This is a genomic window from Bartonella sp. HY038, assembly GCF_014117425.1.
Lineage (GTDB): Bacteria > Pseudomonadota > Alphaproteobacteria > Rhizobiales > Rhizobiaceae > HY038.
The window spans coordinates 363,793-382,382 of record NZ_CP059725.1 but is presented as its reverse complement, the minus strand read 5'-3'; the positions used below and the strand labels follow the sequence as shown (position 1 = coordinate 382,382).

Annotated in this window: 15 protein-coding genes and 1 pseudogene; 8 read left to right on the top strand and 8 right to left on the bottom strand. The window is 41.6% G+C overall.

Features of this window, described 5'->3' with window-relative positions:
• Window positions 1-622: 622 nt before the first annotated feature.
• The 4 genes and pseudogenes from tolQ to H3299_RS01530 all read left to right on the top strand — a co-directional run.
• Window positions 623-1,318, top strand: a pseudogene (gene tolQ, locus H3299_RS01545) (protein TolQ); the annotation flags it as partial.
• A 194-nt stretch (window positions 1,319-1,512) separates the two neighbouring features.
• Entirely contained in the window at window positions 1,513-1,980 is a 468-nt protein-coding gene (locus H3299_RS01540) for an ExbD/TolR family protein (RefSeq protein WP_182418588.1), read from the top strand.
• Between the two features lie 62 nt (window positions 1,981-2,042).
• Window positions 2,043-3,308: a hypothetical protein gene (locus H3299_RS01535; protein WP_182418587.1), complete on the top strand. Its 1,266-nt coding sequence runs from the start codon at window positions 2,043-2,045 to the stop codon at window positions 3,306-3,308.
• An 87-nt stretch (window positions 3,309-3,395) separates the two neighbouring features.
• Window positions 3,396-3,929 (top strand): hypothetical protein, encoded by a 534-nt coding sequence (locus H3299_RS01530; protein WP_182418586.1) that lies wholly within the window; start codon window positions 3,396-3,398, stop codon window positions 3,927-3,929.
• 17 nt (window positions 3,930-3,946) lie between these two features.
• On the opposite strand, the gene H3299_RS01525 is transcribed toward H3299_RS01530, so the two are convergent.
• The 3 genes from H3299_RS01525 to H3299_RS01515 all read right to left on the bottom strand — a co-directional run bounded on the left by H3299_RS01525 (window position 3,947) and on the right by H3299_RS01515 (window position 5,108).
• Entirely contained in the window at window positions 3,947-4,192 is a 246-nt protein-coding gene (locus tag H3299_RS01525) for a hypothetical protein (RefSeq protein ID WP_182418585.1), read from the bottom strand.
• The gene (locus H3299_RS01520) at window positions 4,182-4,379 is read right to left on the bottom strand and encodes a hypothetical protein (RefSeq protein ID WP_182418584.1); all 198 of its coding nucleotides are present in this window, start codon (window positions 4,377-4,379) and stop codon (window positions 4,182-4,184) included. Before H3299_RS01520 ends, H3299_RS01525 begins: the two co-directional genes overlap by 11 nt.
• A gap of 162 nt (window positions 4,380-4,541) precedes the next feature.
• A complete protein-coding gene (locus H3299_RS01515) occupies window positions 4,542-5,108 on the bottom strand; it encodes an HdeD family acid-resistance protein (RefSeq protein WP_246708105.1) in 567 nt (188 codons plus the stop codon).
• A gap of 827 nt (window positions 5,109-5,935) precedes the next feature.
• On the opposite strand from H3299_RS01515, the gene H3299_RS01510 reads away from it, so the two are divergent.
• On the top strand, window positions 5,936-7,360 hold the full coding sequence (locus H3299_RS01510) for a Ppx/GppA phosphatase family protein (RefSeq protein WP_371739822.1): 1,425 nt from the start codon (window positions 5,936-5,938) through the stop codon (window positions 7,358-7,360).
• Entirely contained in the window at window positions 7,357-8,067 is a 711-nt protein-coding gene (locus tag H3299_RS01505) for an RlmE family RNA methyltransferase (RefSeq protein ID WP_182418583.1), read from the top strand. The genes H3299_RS01510 and H3299_RS01505 overlap by 4 nt, the downstream gene beginning before the upstream one ends.
• Window positions 8,068-8,133: 66 nt before the next feature.
• Here H3299_RS01505 and H3299_RS01500 read toward each other — a convergent pair whose 3' ends face one another.
• Both H3299_RS01500 and carB read right to left on the bottom strand, forming a co-directional pair.
• Complete coding sequence (locus tag H3299_RS01500) at window positions 8,134-8,667, bottom strand: O-acetyl-ADP-ribose deacetylase (RefSeq protein ID WP_182418582.1); 534 nt, start codon at window positions 8,665-8,667, stop codon at window positions 8,134-8,136.
• 244 nt (window positions 8,668-8,911) lie between these two features.
• Window positions 8,912-12,400: a carbamoyl-phosphate synthase large subunit gene (gene carB, locus H3299_RS01495; RefSeq protein ID WP_182418581.1), complete on the bottom strand. Its 3,489-nt coding sequence runs from the start codon at window positions 12,398-12,400 to the stop codon at window positions 8,912-8,914.
• A gap of 723 nt (window positions 12,401-13,123) precedes the next feature.
• On the opposite strand from carB, the gene H3299_RS01490 reads away from it, so the two are divergent.
• On the top strand, window positions 13,124-14,182 hold the full coding sequence (locus H3299_RS01490) for a 2,3-butanediol dehydrogenase (RefSeq protein ID WP_182418580.1): 1,059 nt from the start codon (window positions 13,124-13,126) through the stop codon (window positions 14,180-14,182).
• A gap of 67 nt (window positions 14,183-14,249) precedes the next feature.
• On the opposite strand, the gene H3299_RS01485 is transcribed toward H3299_RS01490, so the two are convergent.
• Window positions 14,250-15,275 (bottom strand): low specificity L-threonine aldolase, encoded by a 1,026-nt coding sequence (locus tag H3299_RS01485; protein ID WP_182418579.1) that lies wholly within the window; start codon window positions 15,273-15,275, stop codon window positions 14,250-14,252.
• 164 nt (window positions 15,276-15,439) lie between these two features.
• On the opposite strand from H3299_RS01485, the gene H3299_RS01480 reads away from it, so the two are divergent.
• The gene (locus tag H3299_RS01480; protein ID WP_182418578.1) at window positions 15,440-15,997 is read left to right on the top strand and encodes a hypothetical protein; all 558 of its coding nucleotides are present in this window, start codon (window positions 15,440-15,442) and stop codon (window positions 15,995-15,997) included.
• A 479-nt stretch (window positions 15,998-16,476) separates the two neighbouring features.
• On the opposite strand, the gene H3299_RS01475 is transcribed toward H3299_RS01480, so the two are convergent.
• Window positions 16,477-17,856 carry a sensor histidine kinase gene (locus tag H3299_RS01475; protein WP_182418577.1) on the bottom strand — a complete coding sequence of 460 codons (1,380 nt, stop codon included), beginning with the start codon at window positions 17,854-17,856 and terminating at the stop codon, window positions 16,477-16,479.
• On the bottom strand, window positions 17,834-18,508 hold the full coding sequence (locus H3299_RS01470; protein ID WP_182418576.1) for a response regulator transcription factor: 675 nt from the start codon (window positions 18,506-18,508) through the stop codon (window positions 17,834-17,836). The genes H3299_RS01475 and H3299_RS01470 overlap by 23 nt, the downstream gene beginning before the upstream one ends.
• Window positions 18,509-18,590 lie beyond the last annotated feature (82 nt).

The window sequence follows — 18,590 nt, the reverse complement described above, 5'->3', positions numbered from 1 at the left end:
GAAGCGATATTTTCCAATAAATGCTAATATTATATCTTCTCATTTTGCGCATTAATGAGATATTTATATGGAACAGCTCACGACAACATCAAGAATTAGGCTATAAAATTAAAAATGCGCCATTAATATTGCAATTTCGTGTCTCCCCCCAACCATGATCATCGCAATATATTTAAAACTTGAAAAACCTACCTCCTTTACCATATGAAAAACAATACATTTATAGCAAAGCATTATTTTTGAAAGATCACATTGGATTGGCAATGCCCATAATTTTCCAATTTTACAACTTTAAAAGCAAACGACGCTGACAAAGCCGCTAAAATACCTAATTGATGGCCAGTTTCAGCCTTTGTTTCACCAAATTTAGCAGCCAAAAATAAAAGATGTAAAAGATTGCTTGCAATTAAATATGCGTAAATCTTTCAAGCTTATACATCAACATGTGATTAGTAGAACTGGTGAGGCTTTTAGCCATATAACCTTTAGCAAATCATCAACAAAAATGCGGTACAGATTGACGTTTTTACTAAATCAAAAAGTAAAATATCGCATCAAAACTATGAGCGAAAACGAAGGAAGCCCTTATGTGTAAGGGTAGACATTTTAAGGATAGATAATTATGGACGCGATAGCTCCTGTTGCGGATGTTACACTTTTAGGCCTTTTCATGCAGGCCAATTGGATTGTCAAGCTAGTTATGCTCGGTTTGATGATCGCTTCAATCTGGAGTTGGGCAGTTATTTTTGATAAAATGATTGCTTTTGCCAATGCGCGCCGTGCCATAAAGCGCTTTGAACAAGTGTTTTGGTCTGGCCAATCTTTGGAAGATCTTTATCGCAACCTTGATGAGCGCCGTGTAACCGGCATGGGCACAGTCTTTATGGCCGCAATGCGTGAATGGAAAAAATCCTTTGAAAAAGGCGCCCGCTCTCCCTTTGGCTTGCAAATGCGTATTGATAAAGCAATGGATGTGGCGCTTGCACGTGAAACAGACCGATTGGAATCGCGCCTTGGGCTTTTGGCAACCATTGGTTCTGCTTCACCCTTTATCGGTCTTTTTGGTACTGTTATTGGTATTATGACCTCGTTCCAGGCCATTGCCCAATCACAAAATACTAGCCTTGCTATTGTGGCTCCCGGTATTGCCGAAGCTTTGCTTGCAACCGCCATTGGCTTGCTTGCCGCTATTCCTGCGGTTATTGCCTATAATAAATTAAGCGCTGATGCTGCACGCATTGGTGGGCAACTTGAAGGTTTTGCAGACGAGTTTTCTGGCATTCTTTCACGCCAGATTGATGAAAGATCTAATCCGCAGCGCCCTGTACAGCAAACCAATCAATTTGCCCAACAGCAAGCAGCAGCCCCACGTGCTACCCCCGTAGAAGAACGCAATAATAGCGATCGCCTTGCACCCGATCCAGTATCGCCTAATCGCGATTCTTTTGATCGTACAAGCCAAGATCGCGGTTCTTTTGATCGGCGCAATAATGATGGAGGCATGTTTTAATCATGGCGATGTCGGTTGGTGGATCAGGAAGTGGCCATGGACGGCGCGGACGGGGTAGAGGCGGTAAACGTGCTTTAATGAGTGAGATTAACGTGACGCCGATGGTGGATGTTATGTTGGTTCTATTGATTATTTTCATGGTTTCTGCACCTCTTTTAATTAATGGCGTACCTATGGATTTACCAAAATCGGGTGCTGGGCCTATTTCGGCGCAAAAGGAACCTTTAACCGTGTCGGTTACCGCCGATGGGCGTTATGCGATAAAAAAAGAGTTTTATCCGCGTGATGAAATCGTTCCTCATCTTAAAGCTGTAGGTGCTTTAAGTTCAGAAGGGCTTGGACAGCGTGTTGTTGTTCAAGGGGAACGCAGTGCCAATTATGAAACAGTTCTTGATCTTATTGATCTTATTCAAAAAGCTGGCTTTAGTAATATTGCCCTTGCTAGCTCACCTTCAAATAATGGTCGATGATGGTAGCAGTCAATTATAGCCAAGAATTACCAATTACAACCAAGAGTCATAAGTAGAAAAATATGAAGTCAGGTTTTTTATCATCGGTTGGGTTACACGCACTCGCACTTGCTATCGCATTTATTAGTTTTAATGCGGTACCAAAGCCGCTTGAAAATACATTGACGGAAGCATTGCCGATTACGCTGGTGCCAATTAGCGATAAAGCATCAATACGCGAGGGTGATAAAACTTCGCCTCTATCCGAAAAACCTGCTCCGAAGCCAACCACAAAACCTGCAGTTAAGCCGGCTGCAGAAAATGTCGGCGATGGTGAGGTTGATGTTGCGACACCGTTAAAACCAAAAGAAAAGCCGCGCGATGTCAATGCAAACCAGCCAACCGCAGGTAAGCCTGACGCTAAACCTGATATTGTACCACCGCAGGATAAACCAATTGAAACAACGCCCGATAGTGGTGCAATGGATGCAACACAGGTAACGGCAAAGGCTGAGCCACCAACGCCACAAATTGTTGAAAACCAAAACAAACCAAATACTGTCAAGCCAGAGCCCGCAAAGCCGCAAGAACCAAAGCCGGTTGAGCCGAAGCCTGAGCCCGTAAAACCAGAGCCACAGGAGATCCCAACACAAGCCGCAACGCAAGATGAGCTTCAACCAAAACCTATGGAGCCAAAGCCGCAAGAACCAAAGCCAGTTGAGCCACAACCAACAGTTTCAAAACCAGTAGAAGCTGTAAAACCACAAGAAACAACGCAAGTCGAACCGGTACCGCAATTGCCAACCACAAATGCACCGATCCCCGGTGCACGCCCGCAAGCAACAGCCAAAACCACCGAACGTACGCCGACGGATACACCAAAGCCTTCAGCAAGCTCCGCCGCTGGTGAAGATGTTGCAGATATAATCAATAATAATCCACAAACTGCAATGGTTGATAGAACGCGAACCCAAGGTGGCGGTGCTAGGCGCAGTGAGGGTGAGGCTGGTTTTGGTGGCTCGCAAAATATTGGTGATAAAGAAGCGCTAGCGCAGACCGTTGGTGCTATCATCCAAGGCTGTATGTCCAATGTCTGGCGACCGCCTATCAGTGCAGCAGGAGGCAGCCAAGAATTAATGGTCAAAGCCGTTTTTGAGTTAGGCCCCAACGGAGACATTATTGGTGAGCCACAATTGACACCTATTGGCGGCGATGCAAGTGCACAAAGAATCATGTTGACGACAGGGCTAGCTGCTTTGAAAAGATGCTCACCATTTAAAGGGCTACCTGCCGAATCCTATGCACAATGGCGTCTAATTACTCTTAATCTTTATCCATCGAAACAATAAATTTGATGGCTTTCTAAAACAAAAAAATTCAAGTACCATTTGTTTTGTGATGTTGGAAAAAATATGATCGAGATTGGAGGTTGAGTTTTGGTTTTTAAGAAACATTTTCCCTATGTGCTTTTTACGCTCATAATTTTTCAACCTGCTGCATATGCTGAAAAATCAGCGTCAACCCCATCATATCTGGTTGTAGACTCTTTGCCATTAAAAGACAATATTTCAAAGCGTCCAATTTATCCAGAACCCCCAAACACAACACCAGATGGGAGGAAACAAGGCTTTGGTGAGCAAATTAGTAGCAATAACAAAGCCAATCTTGCTCAAACCGTTGGATCAGTTATTCAAGGCTGTATGTCCCATATATGGAGCCTACCAGTAGGCTTTGGCAGTGATGGTATTGAGCGTTTAAGTGTTCAAGTAGAAATGGAGCTTGATCGCGATGGTGCGATTATCGGTGAAGCAAAAATAACGCCAATTGGCGGCGATGAAAAACAACAAAAAATTATGGCGACAACAGCAAAAGCCGCTTTAAATCGCTGTTCACCTTTTAAAGGATTACCAGTTGAACATTATGATAGCTGGCGCAAGATTTTATTAAACTTAATTGCACCTAAAAGGTAAAATAAAAATTCTAAGAATCAAACAACTATAAATGAAGTTAGCAATATTGCTAATTCGCCGAACGGTTCAATATTATTAGCCTCTAACACCGCAAGCGTTAACCACACCAATACGGCGATAAGAACCAATGCCAATGTAAGCAGTAAAAAAAAGCGTCTTTTTACCTGCTTGATTGGCAATTGCCCGATATCTTTATAGCTTTGGCCAGCATTTTCTGAATGTTGCTGTCCAGTGCTTTTTTGGTTTTTATGATCAATCGTCATTCGATGAATTCAAATTCTCCGGCAATGTTCCTGTTTGAGCAATATCGGTAACATAGCCCAGTTCTTTTAAAGTCTTAGCTAGGAGTTGGCTTGCTGCCATTTCGATTGAGCAACCCTTACATTCCTTATCATTAAATGCTCTTAAGCCATTTGCACTCATATCATCAAGTTCAATTGTAATTTTCATAAAAGCCTTCCCCATATTTATTGCAATTACCTATATTTATTGCAGTTCTAAGGTAATGCAGTTTGGCTATAATGTGAAGATGATTAAAATAAAAAAGCAGAGCTGAATGGATTTAAAATCCTGCTTCAAGCCCTGCTTTAAACCTGTCTTTTTAAAAAGCTTTTATTTCTGAATAGCTTTTAAACCAAGCGCAAATGCAATACAGCCCCATCCTTGGAAAATAAGATCAATGGCAATGAAAATACCAATAATATAAAATGAATTGGCAGGCCAACCAATAAGAATCATAAGACCCAAAAGCACAGAAAGCACACCAGCTAGAATAATCCAACCAGATCCAGTGATGCCATTATTTTGGAAACCAATCACAATACGCAAAGCCCCGGATAAGATAAGGAAGAAGCCAAGCACAAAGGTCAACACAACAACAGCTTCAAGAGGATTATAAAAACAAACAAATCCAGCTAGCAAATAAATGATACCGGCAATCAGCCACAACAGGAACTGCCCCCAACCCTTAACACTAAAAGCTTGGAAAATTTGGGCGACACCGCCAAATATCATTAAAGCACCAATATAAAAGGCTGCAACAACAGATGCCGCCAAGGTATAAACACCTGCAATGAAACCTATCACTAAAAGCGCAATACCAAGCGCTAAAAACCAGCCCCATTTAATACCAATATTAGGAAGGGGAGGCATGTTATTTCTTGAATTAAATGAAGACATGAATTTTTCCTTCTTATTAGCATGTAATAATAACTAATCATCACAAGCATTTTAAATTTTCTTTTTCAGTTAAATAAATTTTTTAATTTTGTTCTAGGTTAGTTATAAATATTGCTCCCACAATTCTATTTATATTCAATATATAGTAATAAAACGGCTGAAACAAAAGCCTCTCACTTATCACAATTTCGCTATCAAACTAAATCAAGCGGTAACCTGATAACGGTCTTATCATTTGTTGGTGTTTTTGCTGAAATTTGCTATTTAGACAGCTATTGTTGCATCAAAATCAAAAAACGCACAGTTTACGGGCAAAAAAATCAAGATTATGTCATTTACCTATTGGTAAATTGTCAAAGCACTGTTACATTAATGGCAACGTAAAATATTAAGTGCTCCTCTCAAGCTCAATTTTATCCATTTAAAATTGTGCCTTATATTAAGCAATTGTTATTCAAGGCTTTAATCTAGCCCGATTGAGAATGCTTAAATGATTGTGTAGCGCTCACAAGGAATAGATGATGACTCCGCTACATGAAGGCTATAAAAAGCCGGTACGGGGGGCTGGTGACGATATGGAAGCTGATAAAAAAGCTATCGTCAATACTTTAAATGATGATAGCTCGCGTTTAACTACGCAGCAATCATCTCATGATGGTGTACGCCCTTTTAAGACAAAAAAGCGGGCAAGAAGGCGACAAAAATCGCGTAATGCCAACTTAAATGGCCAAAACCTACAAGGTAATGGTGTCACGGCTGCTAGCAGTAAAGTGGCAGATACCAATAGTCCTATAACGGATAATACCAATAGGCCCTTTGCGTCCAAAATGGCGCAAGAAGGTAAAACGACTGCTACGCCCAATAAAAAGCGCCGGCGTAGACGTTCGACTATTGCGCGCGCTAATCAATCTCTACAGCCACCTATCACGCATGCGGATAGTCAGGATCGACAGGCTGATAAGCCTTGCGCTAAAAATAAAAGCAATAGTGCTGTTTTGCCCTTTAGCGCTAAAACGATCGAAAACAGCGAAAAAGATCCAATACCTGAGCGCCGCTATCGTAAGTTTCATTTAAAGCGCCATGGTGGCAGGCAAAGCAATAACACAAAAAACAATCGTAGCTTTGAAAAGCAAGTTGGGCTTGCAGGTGCTGACAATCAAACTTTCACCAAACTCAAAGAGGGCTTACCTAACCATACTCATTATGACAAACCAACGCGCAATAATGGTCTTTATGCGGCGCTTGATCTTGGCACCAATAATTGCCGCCTGCTGATTGCCTCGCCAACGCGCCCAGGCTATTTTCGAGTTATTGATGCATTTTCGCGTATTGTACGCCTTGGTGAGGGTCTAAGCCGCCACAATAATCTAAGCGAAACGGCAATGAACCGTGCCATTGAAGCTTTAAAAATTTGTGCCAATAAATTATCACAATGCAATATTAGCCATCAACGGCTTATTGCAACGGAAGCTTGTCGCTCTGCGCAAAATGGTGAAGAATTTATTGCCCGCGTTAAAAGTGAGACAGGACTTGCGCTTGAAATTGTCAACCGTGAAACTGAGGCACGGCTTGCCGTATCAGGCTGTGGCACTTTGGTGGAACCTGAAACAGAAGCCATCGTACTCTTTGACATTGGTGGTGGCTCGTCTGAAATTGCGCTGATTGATGTCTCGCATCGCCGCTCACCGCGCCTTGCCGATCATATTATTGCTTGGACATCCCTGCCGGTTGGTGTTGTTACTCTTGCCGAGCTTTTTGGTGGTGAAACGGTAACAGCTAATGATTTTAATGCCATGAAAAAGCATGTCACTGATTTGCTTGCCAATTTCAATGAGCGCGAAAAGCTTGGTGCATTGGTCAATAGTCAAGGCTTCCATTTACTCGGCACCTCTGGCACTGTTACCACGCTTGCTGGCATACATCTTAAGCTTGAGCGCTATGATCGCCGCCGTATTGACGGCATGTGGATGCAAAGCAATGAGGTTGATAGAATGACTGAAAAGCTTCTATCATGGAATATGAGCGAACGGGTTGCCAATCCTTGCATTGGTGCAGATCGCGCCGATCTTGTTTTGGCAGGCTGCGCCATTCTTGAAGCCATTCGCGATATTTGGCCAAGTGGCCGCCTTCGCGTTGCCGATCGCGGTTTGCGTGAGGGCATTTTAACCGAACTTATGTCGCATAGCGGCGCATGGCGCAAAAGCCGATTTGCGCGCCGACAAAACCATTATGATAAGGTAAATAACAAATGAAAAAGAGCAAACCAACAACAACCGGTGGTAGAGGTGGTGCCGGTAGTCGGCAATTATTTAATCGCGTTAAAAAGAAAGCCGGCACGATCAAGGAATCATCACGCCGTTGGCTTGAACGCCATCTTAATGATCCTTACGTGCATCAATCCAAAATTGATGGCTATCGCTCACGTGCGGCTTATAAGCTGATCGAAATAAACGACCGTTATAAACTACTCAAAAAAGGCCAGAAAGTTATTGATCTTGGCGCAGCACCAGGTGGTTGGTGCCAAGTTGCAGCCGATCTTGTGGGCTCCACCGAAGAAGCGCCGAGTGTTGTTGGTATCGATTATCTACATGTTGATCCGTTAAGCGGGGTTATTTTGCTGGAAATGGATTTTCTTGATGATGATGCACCGCAAAAACTACTTGATGCGCTTGGCAGCAAACCAGACCTTGTCATATCAGATATGGCAGCGCCAACCACTGGGCATCGCCGCACCGACCATTTGCGGACAACCCATCTTTGTGAAGTTGCGGCTGATTTTGCTATTTCAGTGCTAAGGCCGGGCGGCCACTTTCTAACCAAGACCTTCCAAGGTGGCACTGAAAATGAGTTGCTTACCATGTTGAAGAAAAACTTTAAATCTGTCCACCATGTTAAGCCGCCAGCATCACGTGCCGAGTCGGTGGAGCTTTATTTGCTCGCTCGTGACTTTAAAGGCTGATTTTTTAAATTACATCTATCTAATTAAAAAAGAGATCGCCTTTTAAAGCGATCTTTTTATTGCAGGTTAGTTTTTCAAATAATCTTCCAAAGCTTGTTCATATAATTGTGCCACTTCATTTGAAAAACAACAAAAAATAACCTTTTGTGGTGTTTCATGATCTTGCATCAAATTGCCTATTGCCTCAATAGCAATTTTAGCAGCAGCCAAGACTGGGAAGCGATAGATTCCGGTTGAAATTGCCGGAAACGCAATTGTTTGGCATTGGTGTTTTTCGGCAAGCAAAAATGAATTTTGATAACAATCCCTCAGTAATTTTGGCTCATCATGATTACCATCTTGCCAAACCGGCCCAACCGTATGGATCACAAATTGTGCAGGCAATTTATAGGCTTTAGTTATTTTTGCTTGCCCCGTTTTACAGCCATTCAACATACGACATTCAAGCGCAAGCTCAGGCCCGGCAGCGCGATGAATTGCACCATCAACGCCGCCACCGCCCAATAATGAGCTATTGGCAGCATTTACAATTGCATCAACTTTCAATGTCGTAATATTAGCAACACAAATTTCAATCCGCTTTTTTAAATCTGCCACCATTTTTATTCCCCCATTGCATTTTCTATTTAACGCAAAGCTGCCGCATCAGTTTGACTTTAAAGGCGTTTTAATTGCAACAACAACTATTATGTCAAAAAGTCATTGCATAACAACTCTTGCCCATAACATACACGCCAAAAATAAAAAGACCAAAATAAAAAACCAAGCATTTGTGATGAACAAATGCTTGGCTCTTTTAGTTTCAAATAAAAGCTAGGAAGCTACCCCCTAGCTGAAATTAAGCTTATGCAATAAAATATTCTTGCAATGCGCGCACTTCAAGTGAGCCAGCATTTAAGGCTTCAATTGCTTCAGCAACTGATTCAGCACCAGATATGGTGGTGTAATAAGGTACTTTTTGCAACAACGCAGCAAGACGAAGCGATTTGGAATCGGATACCGCACTTGGGCTATCGGTAGTATTAAAGATAATATGCACCTGACGGTTGCGAATGGCATCTTCAATATGCGGATGGCCTTCTAAAACCTTATTGATTTTAGTAGCTTCCACACCATTTTCGCTCAAGAATTTTTGCGTACCGCTTGAAGCAAGAATAGAAAAACCAAGGGCTGCCAATTGTTTGACTGGTTTTAGTACCCGCGCCTTATCGCTATCACGCACAGAAACAAATAAAGTACCAGAGCGAGGAAGATCTACACCAGCACCTAGCTGTGCTTTGGCAAAAGCCATAGCAAAATCATAATCAAGCCCCATAACCTCACCAGTTGAGCGCATTTCTGGCCCAAGCAAAGTGTCAACACCAGGGAAACGCGCAAATGGAAATACTGCTTCTTTAACTGCAATATGTTGGCGCTTTGGTTCAATCGGCTTGCCACCATATTGATTATAAGCACCATCCAATTGTTCACCTGCCATAATGCGGGCAGCGATTTTTGCAACAGGTCGGCCAATAGCTTTTGCAACGAATGGCACCGTGCGTGATGCACGAGGATTAACCTCAAGCACATAAATGACACCATCTTTAATCGCATATTGCACATTCATTAAACCACCAACATGCAATGCCTTAGCAAGCGCTGCTGTTTGGCGTTCTAATTCTGCAACAATTTCAGCAGACAAAGTGTGGACTGGAAGTGAACAGGCTGAATCGCCCGAATGGATACCAGCTTCTTCGATGTGCTCCATAATACCAACAACTGTCGTATTGGTGCCATCACATAGGCAATCAACATCAACCTCAATAGCATTGGTCAAATAGGTGTCGAAAAGCAATGGGTTTTTGCCAAGCAACGTATTGATTTGCCCAGTTTTATCATTTGGATAACGCGCTTTAATATCTTCAGGTACCAATTCTGGAACTGTATCAAGAAGATAGTTTTGCAAATTGCGCTCATCATTAATGATTTGCATAGCGCGGCCGCCCAAGACATATGATGGACGCACAACCAATGGAAAACCAAGTTCTGTTGCAATAAGTCGCGCTTGCTCAACCGAATAAGCAATACCGTTTTTAGGTTGGGTTAAATCAAGCTTTACCAAAAGCTTTTGGAAGCGATCACGATCTTCGGCTAAATCAATTGCATCGGGTGATGTGCCAAGGATTGGAATACCAGCCTTTTCAAGCGCTGCGGCCAATTTCAGTGGCGTTTGACCACCAAACTGAACGATAACACCGACAAGCTCGCCTTTTTCTTTTTCCGCTTCAAGGATAGATAGCACATCTTCAGCGGTTAATGGCTCAAAGTAAAGGCGGTCTGATGTATCATAATCGGTTGAAACAGTTTCGGGGTTACAATTGATCATAATCGCTTCATAACCAGCATCACGAAGCGCAAAGGCGGCATGACAGCAGCAATAATCGAATTCGATGCCTTGCCCAATACGGTTTGGCCCACCACCAAGAATAACCACTTTTTTACGGCTTGATACTTGCGCTTCTGAACGAATGCTGCCGGCAAATGGCACTTCATAAGTTGAATACATATAGGCGGTTGGCGAAGCAAATTCTGCCGCGCAGGTATCAATACGCTTAAATACTGGCTTAACATCCAAATTTTTACGCAAATTGGCAACGAAATCGGCATTTTTGCCAATAAGTGTACCAAGGCGTGCATCTGAAAAGCCCATGGATTTAAGCATACGCAAATTTTCTTGATCTTCTGGCAATCCATTAACGCGAATACGCTCTTCCATTTGAACAATGGCGTAAATTTGCTCCAAGAACCAAGGATCAATACGACTAATTTGGTGAATTTCTGCCAAAGTTAAACCCATACGCATGGCTTGGGCAACATAGCGCAAACGATCTGGCGTTGGCGTACCAATAGCGGCACGAATGGCATTTTTCTCATCGCCCTCTTCATGCTCTGGCACTAAAATTTCATCAAGCCCAGTAAGGCCTGTTTCTAAACCACGTAAAGCTTTTTGCAAAGACTCGTTGAAAGTACGACCAATGGCCATAACTTCACCCACCGATTTCATAGCGGTGGTTAAGACATTTGATGAGCCATGAAATTTTTCAAAAGCAAAACGCGGAATTTTAGTAACCACATAATCAATGGATGGTTCAAATGATGCAGGCGTTGCACCGCCCGTAATATCATTTTCAAGCTCGTCCAAAGTATAACCAATGGCAAGCTTAGCTGCAATTTTTGCAATGGGAAAACCAGTTGCTTTAGAAGCAAGTGCCGAAGAGCGCGATACGCGCGGATTCATTTCAATAACAATCAAGCGGCCAGTTGCTGGATCAACAGCAAACTGCACGTTGGAACCACCGGTTTCAACACCAATTTCGCGCAAGACCGCGATAGAGGCATTACGCATGATTTGATATTCTTTGTCGGTCAAGGTTAATGCTGGCGCAACAGTAATTGAGTCGCCAGTATGCACGCCCATTGGATCAATATTTTCAATTGAGCAGATGATGATGCAATTATCCTTGCGGTCACGCACCACTTCCATTTCATACTCTTTCCAACCAAGAACGCTTTCTTCAATTAAAACTTCCGTAGTTGGCGAGGCATCAAGCCCACCTTCAACAATTTCATAAAACTGAGTACGGTTATAAGCAATACCACCGCCTGTACCACCAAGGGTAAAGGATGGGCGAATAATTGCTGGCAAACCCACATGATCCAAAGCTTGACCAGCTTTACCCATACCATGGGCAATATAGCGCTGTTTGCGCGCAGCCGAACCTAGCTGCCATTTTGTCTCTAATTCATCTAAAGCCTTATCAAGCGCATCGCCCGATAATTCACTGCGTAAACGCGTGCGCTCAGCCTCATGGATAGCGCGATCTTCTTCTTTGATTTCCGTTGCATTGGCAAGCATTGAGCGCGGTGTTTCAAGACCAATTTTCTTCATCGCTTCACGAAACAGCGCACGATCTTCCGCCTTATCAATGGCTTCAGCATTAGCACCAATCATTTCAACATTATAGCGATCAAGAACCCCCATACGCTTGAGTGAAAGCGCTGTATTTAATGCAGTTTGCCCACCCATGGTTGGTAAAAGCGCATCTGGCCGCTCTTTAGCAATGATTTTGGCAACCACTTCTGGTGTGATTGGCTCAATATAAGTTGCATCAGCAAGATCTGGATCAGTCATGATTGTCGCAGGATTGGAATTTACCAAAATAACACGGTAACCTTCTTCCTTCAAAGCCTTACATGCCTGCGTACCGGAATAGTCAAATTCACAAGCCTGTCCAATAATAATGGGACCCGCACCAATAATAAGAATGGATTTGATATCAGAACGTTTTGGCATGGCGCTTTTTCCTGTGGCAAACGCCCGAGCGGCTTTAATACCGTCGGGTTGATAAATTTCTAACATATAAGGCTAAGTGTGTTTTATATGCCAATTGCTCATGAAAAGTAACCCCCAAAATGCAATCTTGCTTTTTTTCCCCGCTTAAATCACATCAATGTAAAATGCTAAATTATTGAGTATATTTCCAATTTGTGAAAATTACGGCTCTAACACGGCCATATGCATGTTGCATATGGCCTTTCCCCACCCGCATAAAACACAAAATATGTTACTTTTATAAAGCAACCATCCAAATGCCAATGGTGGCAACAAAAAGCATAATAGATACAAATGAAATCATATCATAGATAAGGTCTGACATTCGATTCTCCATATATTCATTATTTGTATTATTTATGTTCTCTTTTTGTTCTTAAGTCAATTCAAATTCTTGATTTAAGCAAAGATTCTTTATAGATGCTGGCTTTTCCGCATATGACAAAAATGGCTAGAGCCAAAAGCTACGATGCTTCAAGCTTTGAGCAAGTGACTTTCGCGACTTTTATCTCTGTTATTATAGGTATTTTAATACCGTCACTTCCAATAGAAATATGTTGCAAGATTATGCTGGACATTCATAAAATTGGTATTAGAATCAATTTAAATTCCCATACGCACCCATTGGTTTCAACATATGAACCATTTGAGTAGGTTGTTGTTTGACCTTGAAAGGAAAACAAAATGAAAGCTGCACGTTGGTATAAAGCAGGGGATATTAGAGTTGAAGAAGTGAGTGAGCCGCAGGTGAGTGCTGGCAAAGTCAAAATTAATGTGGCTTGGACTGGCATTTGTGGCAGTGACTTACATGAATATATTGCTGGGCCAATTTTTATTCCGGTTGATAAACCCCATGCAATTAGTGGTGAACAAGCTCCTATTATTATGGGGCACGAATTTTCCGGTGTCGTTAGCGAGATTGGCGAAGGTGTTACCCGCGTTAAAGTGGGAGACCGTGTTGTAGTTGAGCCTATCTTATCTTGTGGCAATTGTGATGCTTGCCGGCATGGCAAATATAATCTTTGTGACGAATTGGGCTTTCATGGCCTTTCCGGTGGTGGCGGCGGTTTTGCGAGTTACACAGTTGTAGCCGAGCATATGGTGCATAAAATGCCTGATAGTCTATCATTGGAGCAAGGCGCGTTGGTAGAACCCGCCGCGGTTGCCCTTCACGCGGTGCGTATCAGCAAATTGCGAGCTGGCGATAAGGCCGTTGTTTTTGGTGCCGGGCCAATTGGTCTTTTGGTGGTTGAAGCCTTACGTGCTGCAGGCGCTGCGCAAATTTACGTTGTAGAATTATCCGAGCAACGCAGCAAAAAAGCTTTGGAGCTTGGTGCGAGCCATGCAATTAATCCAGCGACTGAAAATGTAACCGAGCGTATCCGCGAATTATCGGGCGGAGGTGTTGAAGTTGCCTTTGAAGTAACCGGCGTGCCAAGCGTTTTGCAACAAAATATCGATTGTGTGCGCTATGAGGGTGAGGTTATCGTTGTTTCCATTTGGGAAAAAGATGCTGCGATTCAGCCCAATACACTTGTACTGAAAGAACGTACCATGAAAGGCACTATTGCTTATCGCGATGTTTTTCCAGCTACTATGGAACTGATGACGCAAGGCTATTTTGCCGCCGACAAGTTGATTACCAAAAAAATCCAGATTGATGATATTGTGACGGAAGGTTTTGAAACCTTGGTCAAGGAAAAAACTCAGATTAAAATTTTGGTTGAAGCACCAAGAGCATAATAAAAACAAGTAGTTTATTGAAGCGGAGGCTGTCTTTACGACAGCGTCCGCTTTTTAGCCAAGTTACTTAGATAATAGCGAGTAATTGATCAATATCGGCTTCGTTTGTTGCCCAACTGGTGGCAAAGCGCACGACAGTATGATTATCGTCATAAGTTTCCCAAAAACTAAAGATCACTTTTTGAGCTAACTCCGCCATTTTTTCATTTTCAAGAATAATGAATTGCTGATTGGTAGGCGATTGATAGAAAAAGCGATAATTTTTGTCAGCAAAACCTTTTTTGAGTTTTTCCGCCATATCGATCGCATGCTTGGCAATATTTAAATAAAGATTATCGCTAAACAATGTATCAAACTGGATACCAAGAATACGACCCTTGGCAAGCAATGCTCCTTGTTGCTTAATAAAGGTGAAGAAGTGGCTGACCAAACCTTTTTGCGGAATAATAATGGCTTCACCAAATAATGCACCTACCTTAGTGCCACCAATATAAAAGACATCACAAGTTTCAGCAATTACTTCTAAGGTAACATCGGTATTTCTTGCAGCTAGCCCATAGCCTAAGCGTGCGCCATCAAGAAAAAGCGGAATATTATGCTTTTTGCAGATATCATGCAAATCTTGCAACTCTTGGGCGCTATAAAGAGCGCCATATTCGGTCGGATGAGAAATATAAACCATACCAGGTTGTACCATATGGGCATTATTGCCATCCTTATTGAAAATATCGATAAAATCACTGACGGATTTTGCACTGATTTTACCATTTTCATGGGGCAAAGTTAAAATCTTATGGCCGCCAGCTTCAATAGCACCAGCTTCATGGGTCGCAATATGGCCAGTTTCAGCAGCAATAACCCCTTCATAATAATGCAAAATACCCTTAATCACCGTTGCATTGGTTTGAGTGCCACCAACAAGAAAATAAACTTCTGCATCAGGCTTTTTGCAAATGTCTTTAATTTTTTGCTTTGCCTTTTCACTATAGGGATCAAGGCCATAACCGGGCGTTTTTTCCATATTAGTTTTCATGAGGTTTTCTAAAATAAGCGGATGAGCGCCTTCTAAATAATCAGAGCTAAAATTGAGCATTATTTTACCTATAAATTTGGTTAAGAGCAAAGTGAAAAGATCCCAACAGCCAAGCAACCATCTAAGGACAAATTCATCAATATAGATTGACACTATAATATTCTTGGTCACTATTATAATAACAGAAATAAAAAATAAAACCCCTTGTCAAGATGGTGCTCAGCATGACTATTTTATTAAAACAAGTTGTAAAAGATATTGAGCTATTTTTCGACGCTTATAAAGTTGGCAATTATAATTTTTCGCCAAAAGGTGGAATTTACTTTCCTAATAAAAGACCAAGCCAAATTGCAGCTTTTGGCGATGCAGTAAGCGAGGAACTTGATGAAAAAACCAAACAAAAACTTGCCTTTATTAAAAATTACCTTGGCAATATACGCATGGATTACCCATTAGCCGATTATGATTGTTACCCTATCATGGAGCAATATCGTAATATGGTTTACAATTACGAAGATATTTGTGCCCCCCTTTTAGAGCGTTGCCTTATTGAAGTAGACAAGTGCATTTATAAAAGTAGTGATTTTTCTATTCTTGCTGAAAAAGATATTTTTTTTGCGCAAGTTTTATCCACCTACAAACAACTAACCCAAGACGTAATTGAGGAACTATCGACACGATATGCCATTCGCATCAATGGAGATTTTGTTATGCCAAAACGTGTTAAATTACCAAAACCATTTGAAACAGTGCTGAACTTTGCGCGTGAAAAAACACATTAATCATGTGAATGGTATTGAGACCATTTAACCTTTCCAAACATATGGCGTTTTAATGTTTGTATTGGTTTGTTCACGACATTTAGCTTAAATAATTTAAGGTTACAAAATCACGCCTAAAATTGCTTGGCGTCTTGTGATAAGGGCTATTTTATCCATTTTCCACTCCAATTTTCTGGGCGTCAATTTGAATCATCAAGCCATATTTTTATTGGAATTGGCTTATTAATATCACCAATATTGGCTATACAACAGCTTTTTTGAATTTTAGAAATTCATAAAATAAATCACTTAATTTACAATATAAGATGGCTCCATTCATGAAATATTTTCAAGAAAATTGCTCTTAACATCATTGATATCGTGTGATAATTCCAAATTAACTATATGTAGGTATGCTATTATTGTCCGTTCACTATAAATGACATCACTCTTCATTTAAATCTATCAATTTAATTGAAGAGTATTACAGATTATTACATTTAACTAGCTAGTTTTAACCCATTAATTGCAACATGAAACATGCCATCATTGGAAGAAAACTGCAATCGCCCATGATGCGCTTCAACAACATCGCGGACGATCGTCAACCCAAGACCAGTATTACCAAAATGATCACCTCCCTTTTGAAAAGGTAAGCATAAGCGTTCATAATCGCCTTCAAAAATACCGTGTCCATCGTCAGAAACACGTATCCATGCCCCCTCCTCATCACTACCAATTGTCAGAATTAAGCGAGTATGTGCCCCATGCTTTAGCGCATTATCAATTAGATTGGATATAGCCTCGCAAAGTGTGATTGGGTCACATAGAATTTTTAATTGCTTAAAACCATGATGATAAACAGCCGTTGCAACCTCACGTTCTAATGTAAGGGGAACTGTTTGCACCAAAGTTGTTTTGCAAAGCGCAACAAGATCGCACTCGCTAAAACTTTGATTTTGCGAGCGATGGGTGACCATTGCTCGCCCCAACATTTGGTGACATAGCCTTGAAAGAGCTTTTATTTTAACCCGCATTTCCCTTAAATCTGTTTGAAGTTCTGGCGAAGTATTTTTTCGCAACAGCATTTCAGCATGAGCATCCAAACTGGTTAATGGGGTTTTTATCTGATGGGCAGCATCGGCAATAAAGCGCTGCATTCGCGCCATGCGCTTGGAAAGCCGTTGAAAAAAATCGTTTAAAGCTTGCGTAAAAGGCTTAACCTCTATCGGCAGATCAAATTTAATGGCGCTCATATCTTCAGGTAGACGATTTTGTATTTCATTGCCGATTTTTGTCAAAGGTGACAATGCATAACTAATAGCTAAATAGCTCATGCAAATCATCAAAAAGCTCATAATAAAAATAATGATAAAGGCTTTGGTTGCCATGGATGATGCAAGCTCATCTCTTTCATGGGTGGTTTGGCCAACGGTAATTTCAGCCCATTGTGGTATGCCATCAATTGTCAGGCGCTTGCCAATAGACGCGATGCGTATCGCCATATTATCGAATTGGCCATCTTTTAACACCACGGATTTTTGGATATCATCGAGCGTACCAGCGCGCGGTAAATCAGCACTGCCTGCAACGGTTATACCACGCGCATCGACAACCTTATAAAACACCAAATCATTGCGCGACAAAGATCCAAGCGCTGCGGCAGGCGGATCAAGCGTTATTACTTTGCCTTGAGTATAAATATTTTCGGCAATTTGAATTGCTGCATTGGTTAAAATACGGTCAAAAGCTTGTTTTGATGTAACAAAAGCAAACTGCCAAGTAAAAAAGCAAATACAAGCGGTTACAACTATGACAATGCATATTAACACACCTAAAAATCGTAACTTTAGCGAATTAAAGTGCTTGAATATGCGCAAGTTGATACCCCAATCCCCGTGTAGTTTTTATTTCTATACAACTATCGGCCAATTTTAACCGCAAACGCCGGATAAACTGTTCAATTGCGTTTATTTGTGGTGTGCGGTCAAAACCAAACATATGCTCCAAAAGTTCCTCTTTAGAAATAAAGCGACCATTTCTAATTGCCAATATTTCTAATATAGTCAGTTCACGGCTCGTGAGTTCTAAAGGAATATCATCAATCGTTGCAATGCGCCCAACTGTATCAATTGCTAAGGCTCCAAAGCGAACAAGATTTTGACTTTGTCCTTTAGCACGGCGCAATAATGCCCGCGCCCGCGCCTCTAACTCAAGATAATCAAATGGCTTTACCAAATAATCATCAGCACCAAGATCCAAAGCACTTACCCTATCACCAATGGCAGAGCGAGCCGTCAGCATTAAAACAGGTGTCGAATTACCTTGGCTGCGTAAACGTTTCAATAATTCAAAACCATTCAACTCTGGAAGATTAACATCAAGAATAACAAGATCATAAGTTTGAACACAAAGATAATCCCATGCAATATTGCCATTGTATGCAAGATCAACGGCATGGCCGCTCAATTGAAAGTGCTTTTGAACAGCAATAGCAATATCGCTAACATCCTCGACAACCAAAAGTCGCACGCTTGAACCTCAATGTCAGGTTAGAGTCAGTATTCTAATTTATGCTGTTTAATTCGATAACATGGCCTTGCAATAGTGGTCA

Excerpts from the sequence above, each read along its gene's own strand:
- H3299_RS01540 (WP_182418588.1), top strand. The coding sequence starts at position 1,513 with ATGGCGATGTCGGTTGGTGGATCAGGAAGTGGCCATGGACGGCGCGGA.
- H3299_RS01535 (WP_182418587.1), top strand. The coding sequence starts at position 2,043 with ATGAAGTCAGGTTTTTTATCATCGGTTGGGTTACACGCACTCGCACTT.
- H3299_RS01525 (WP_182418585.1), bottom strand. The coding sequence starts at position 4,192 with ATGACGATTGATCATAAAAACCAAAAAAGCACTGGACAGCAACATTCA.
- H3299_RS01520 (WP_182418584.1), bottom strand. The coding sequence starts at position 4,379 with ATGAAAATTACAATTGAACTTGATGATATGAGTGCAAATGGCTTAAGA.
- H3299_RS01515 (WP_246708105.1), bottom strand. The coding sequence starts at position 5,108 with ATGTCTTCATTTAATTCAAGAAATAACATGCCTCCCCTTCCTAATATT.
- H3299_RS01510 (WP_371739822.1), top strand. The coding sequence starts at position 5,936 with ATGGCGCAAGAAGGTAAAACGACTGCTACGCCCAATAAAAAGCGCCGG.
- H3299_RS01505 (WP_182418583.1), top strand. The coding sequence starts at position 7,357 with ATGAAAAAGAGCAAACCAACAACAACCGGTGGTAGAGGTGGTGCCGGT.
- H3299_RS01500 (WP_182418582.1), bottom strand. The coding sequence starts at position 8,667 with ATGGTGGCAGATTTAAAAAAGCGGATTGAAATTTGTGTTGCTAATATT.
- carB (WP_182418581.1), bottom strand. The coding sequence starts at position 12,400 with ATGCCAAAACGTTCTGATATCAAATCCATTCTTATTATTGGTGCGGGT.
- H3299_RS01490 (WP_182418580.1), top strand. The coding sequence starts at position 13,124 with ATGAAAGCTGCACGTTGGTATAAAGCAGGGGATATTAGAGTTGAAGAA.
- H3299_RS01485 (WP_182418579.1), bottom strand. The coding sequence starts at position 15,275 with ATGCTCAATTTTAGCTCTGATTATTTAGAAGGCGCTCATCCGCTTATT.
- H3299_RS01480 (WP_182418578.1), top strand. The coding sequence starts at position 15,440 with ATGACTATTTTATTAAAACAAGTTGTAAAAGATATTGAGCTATTTTTC.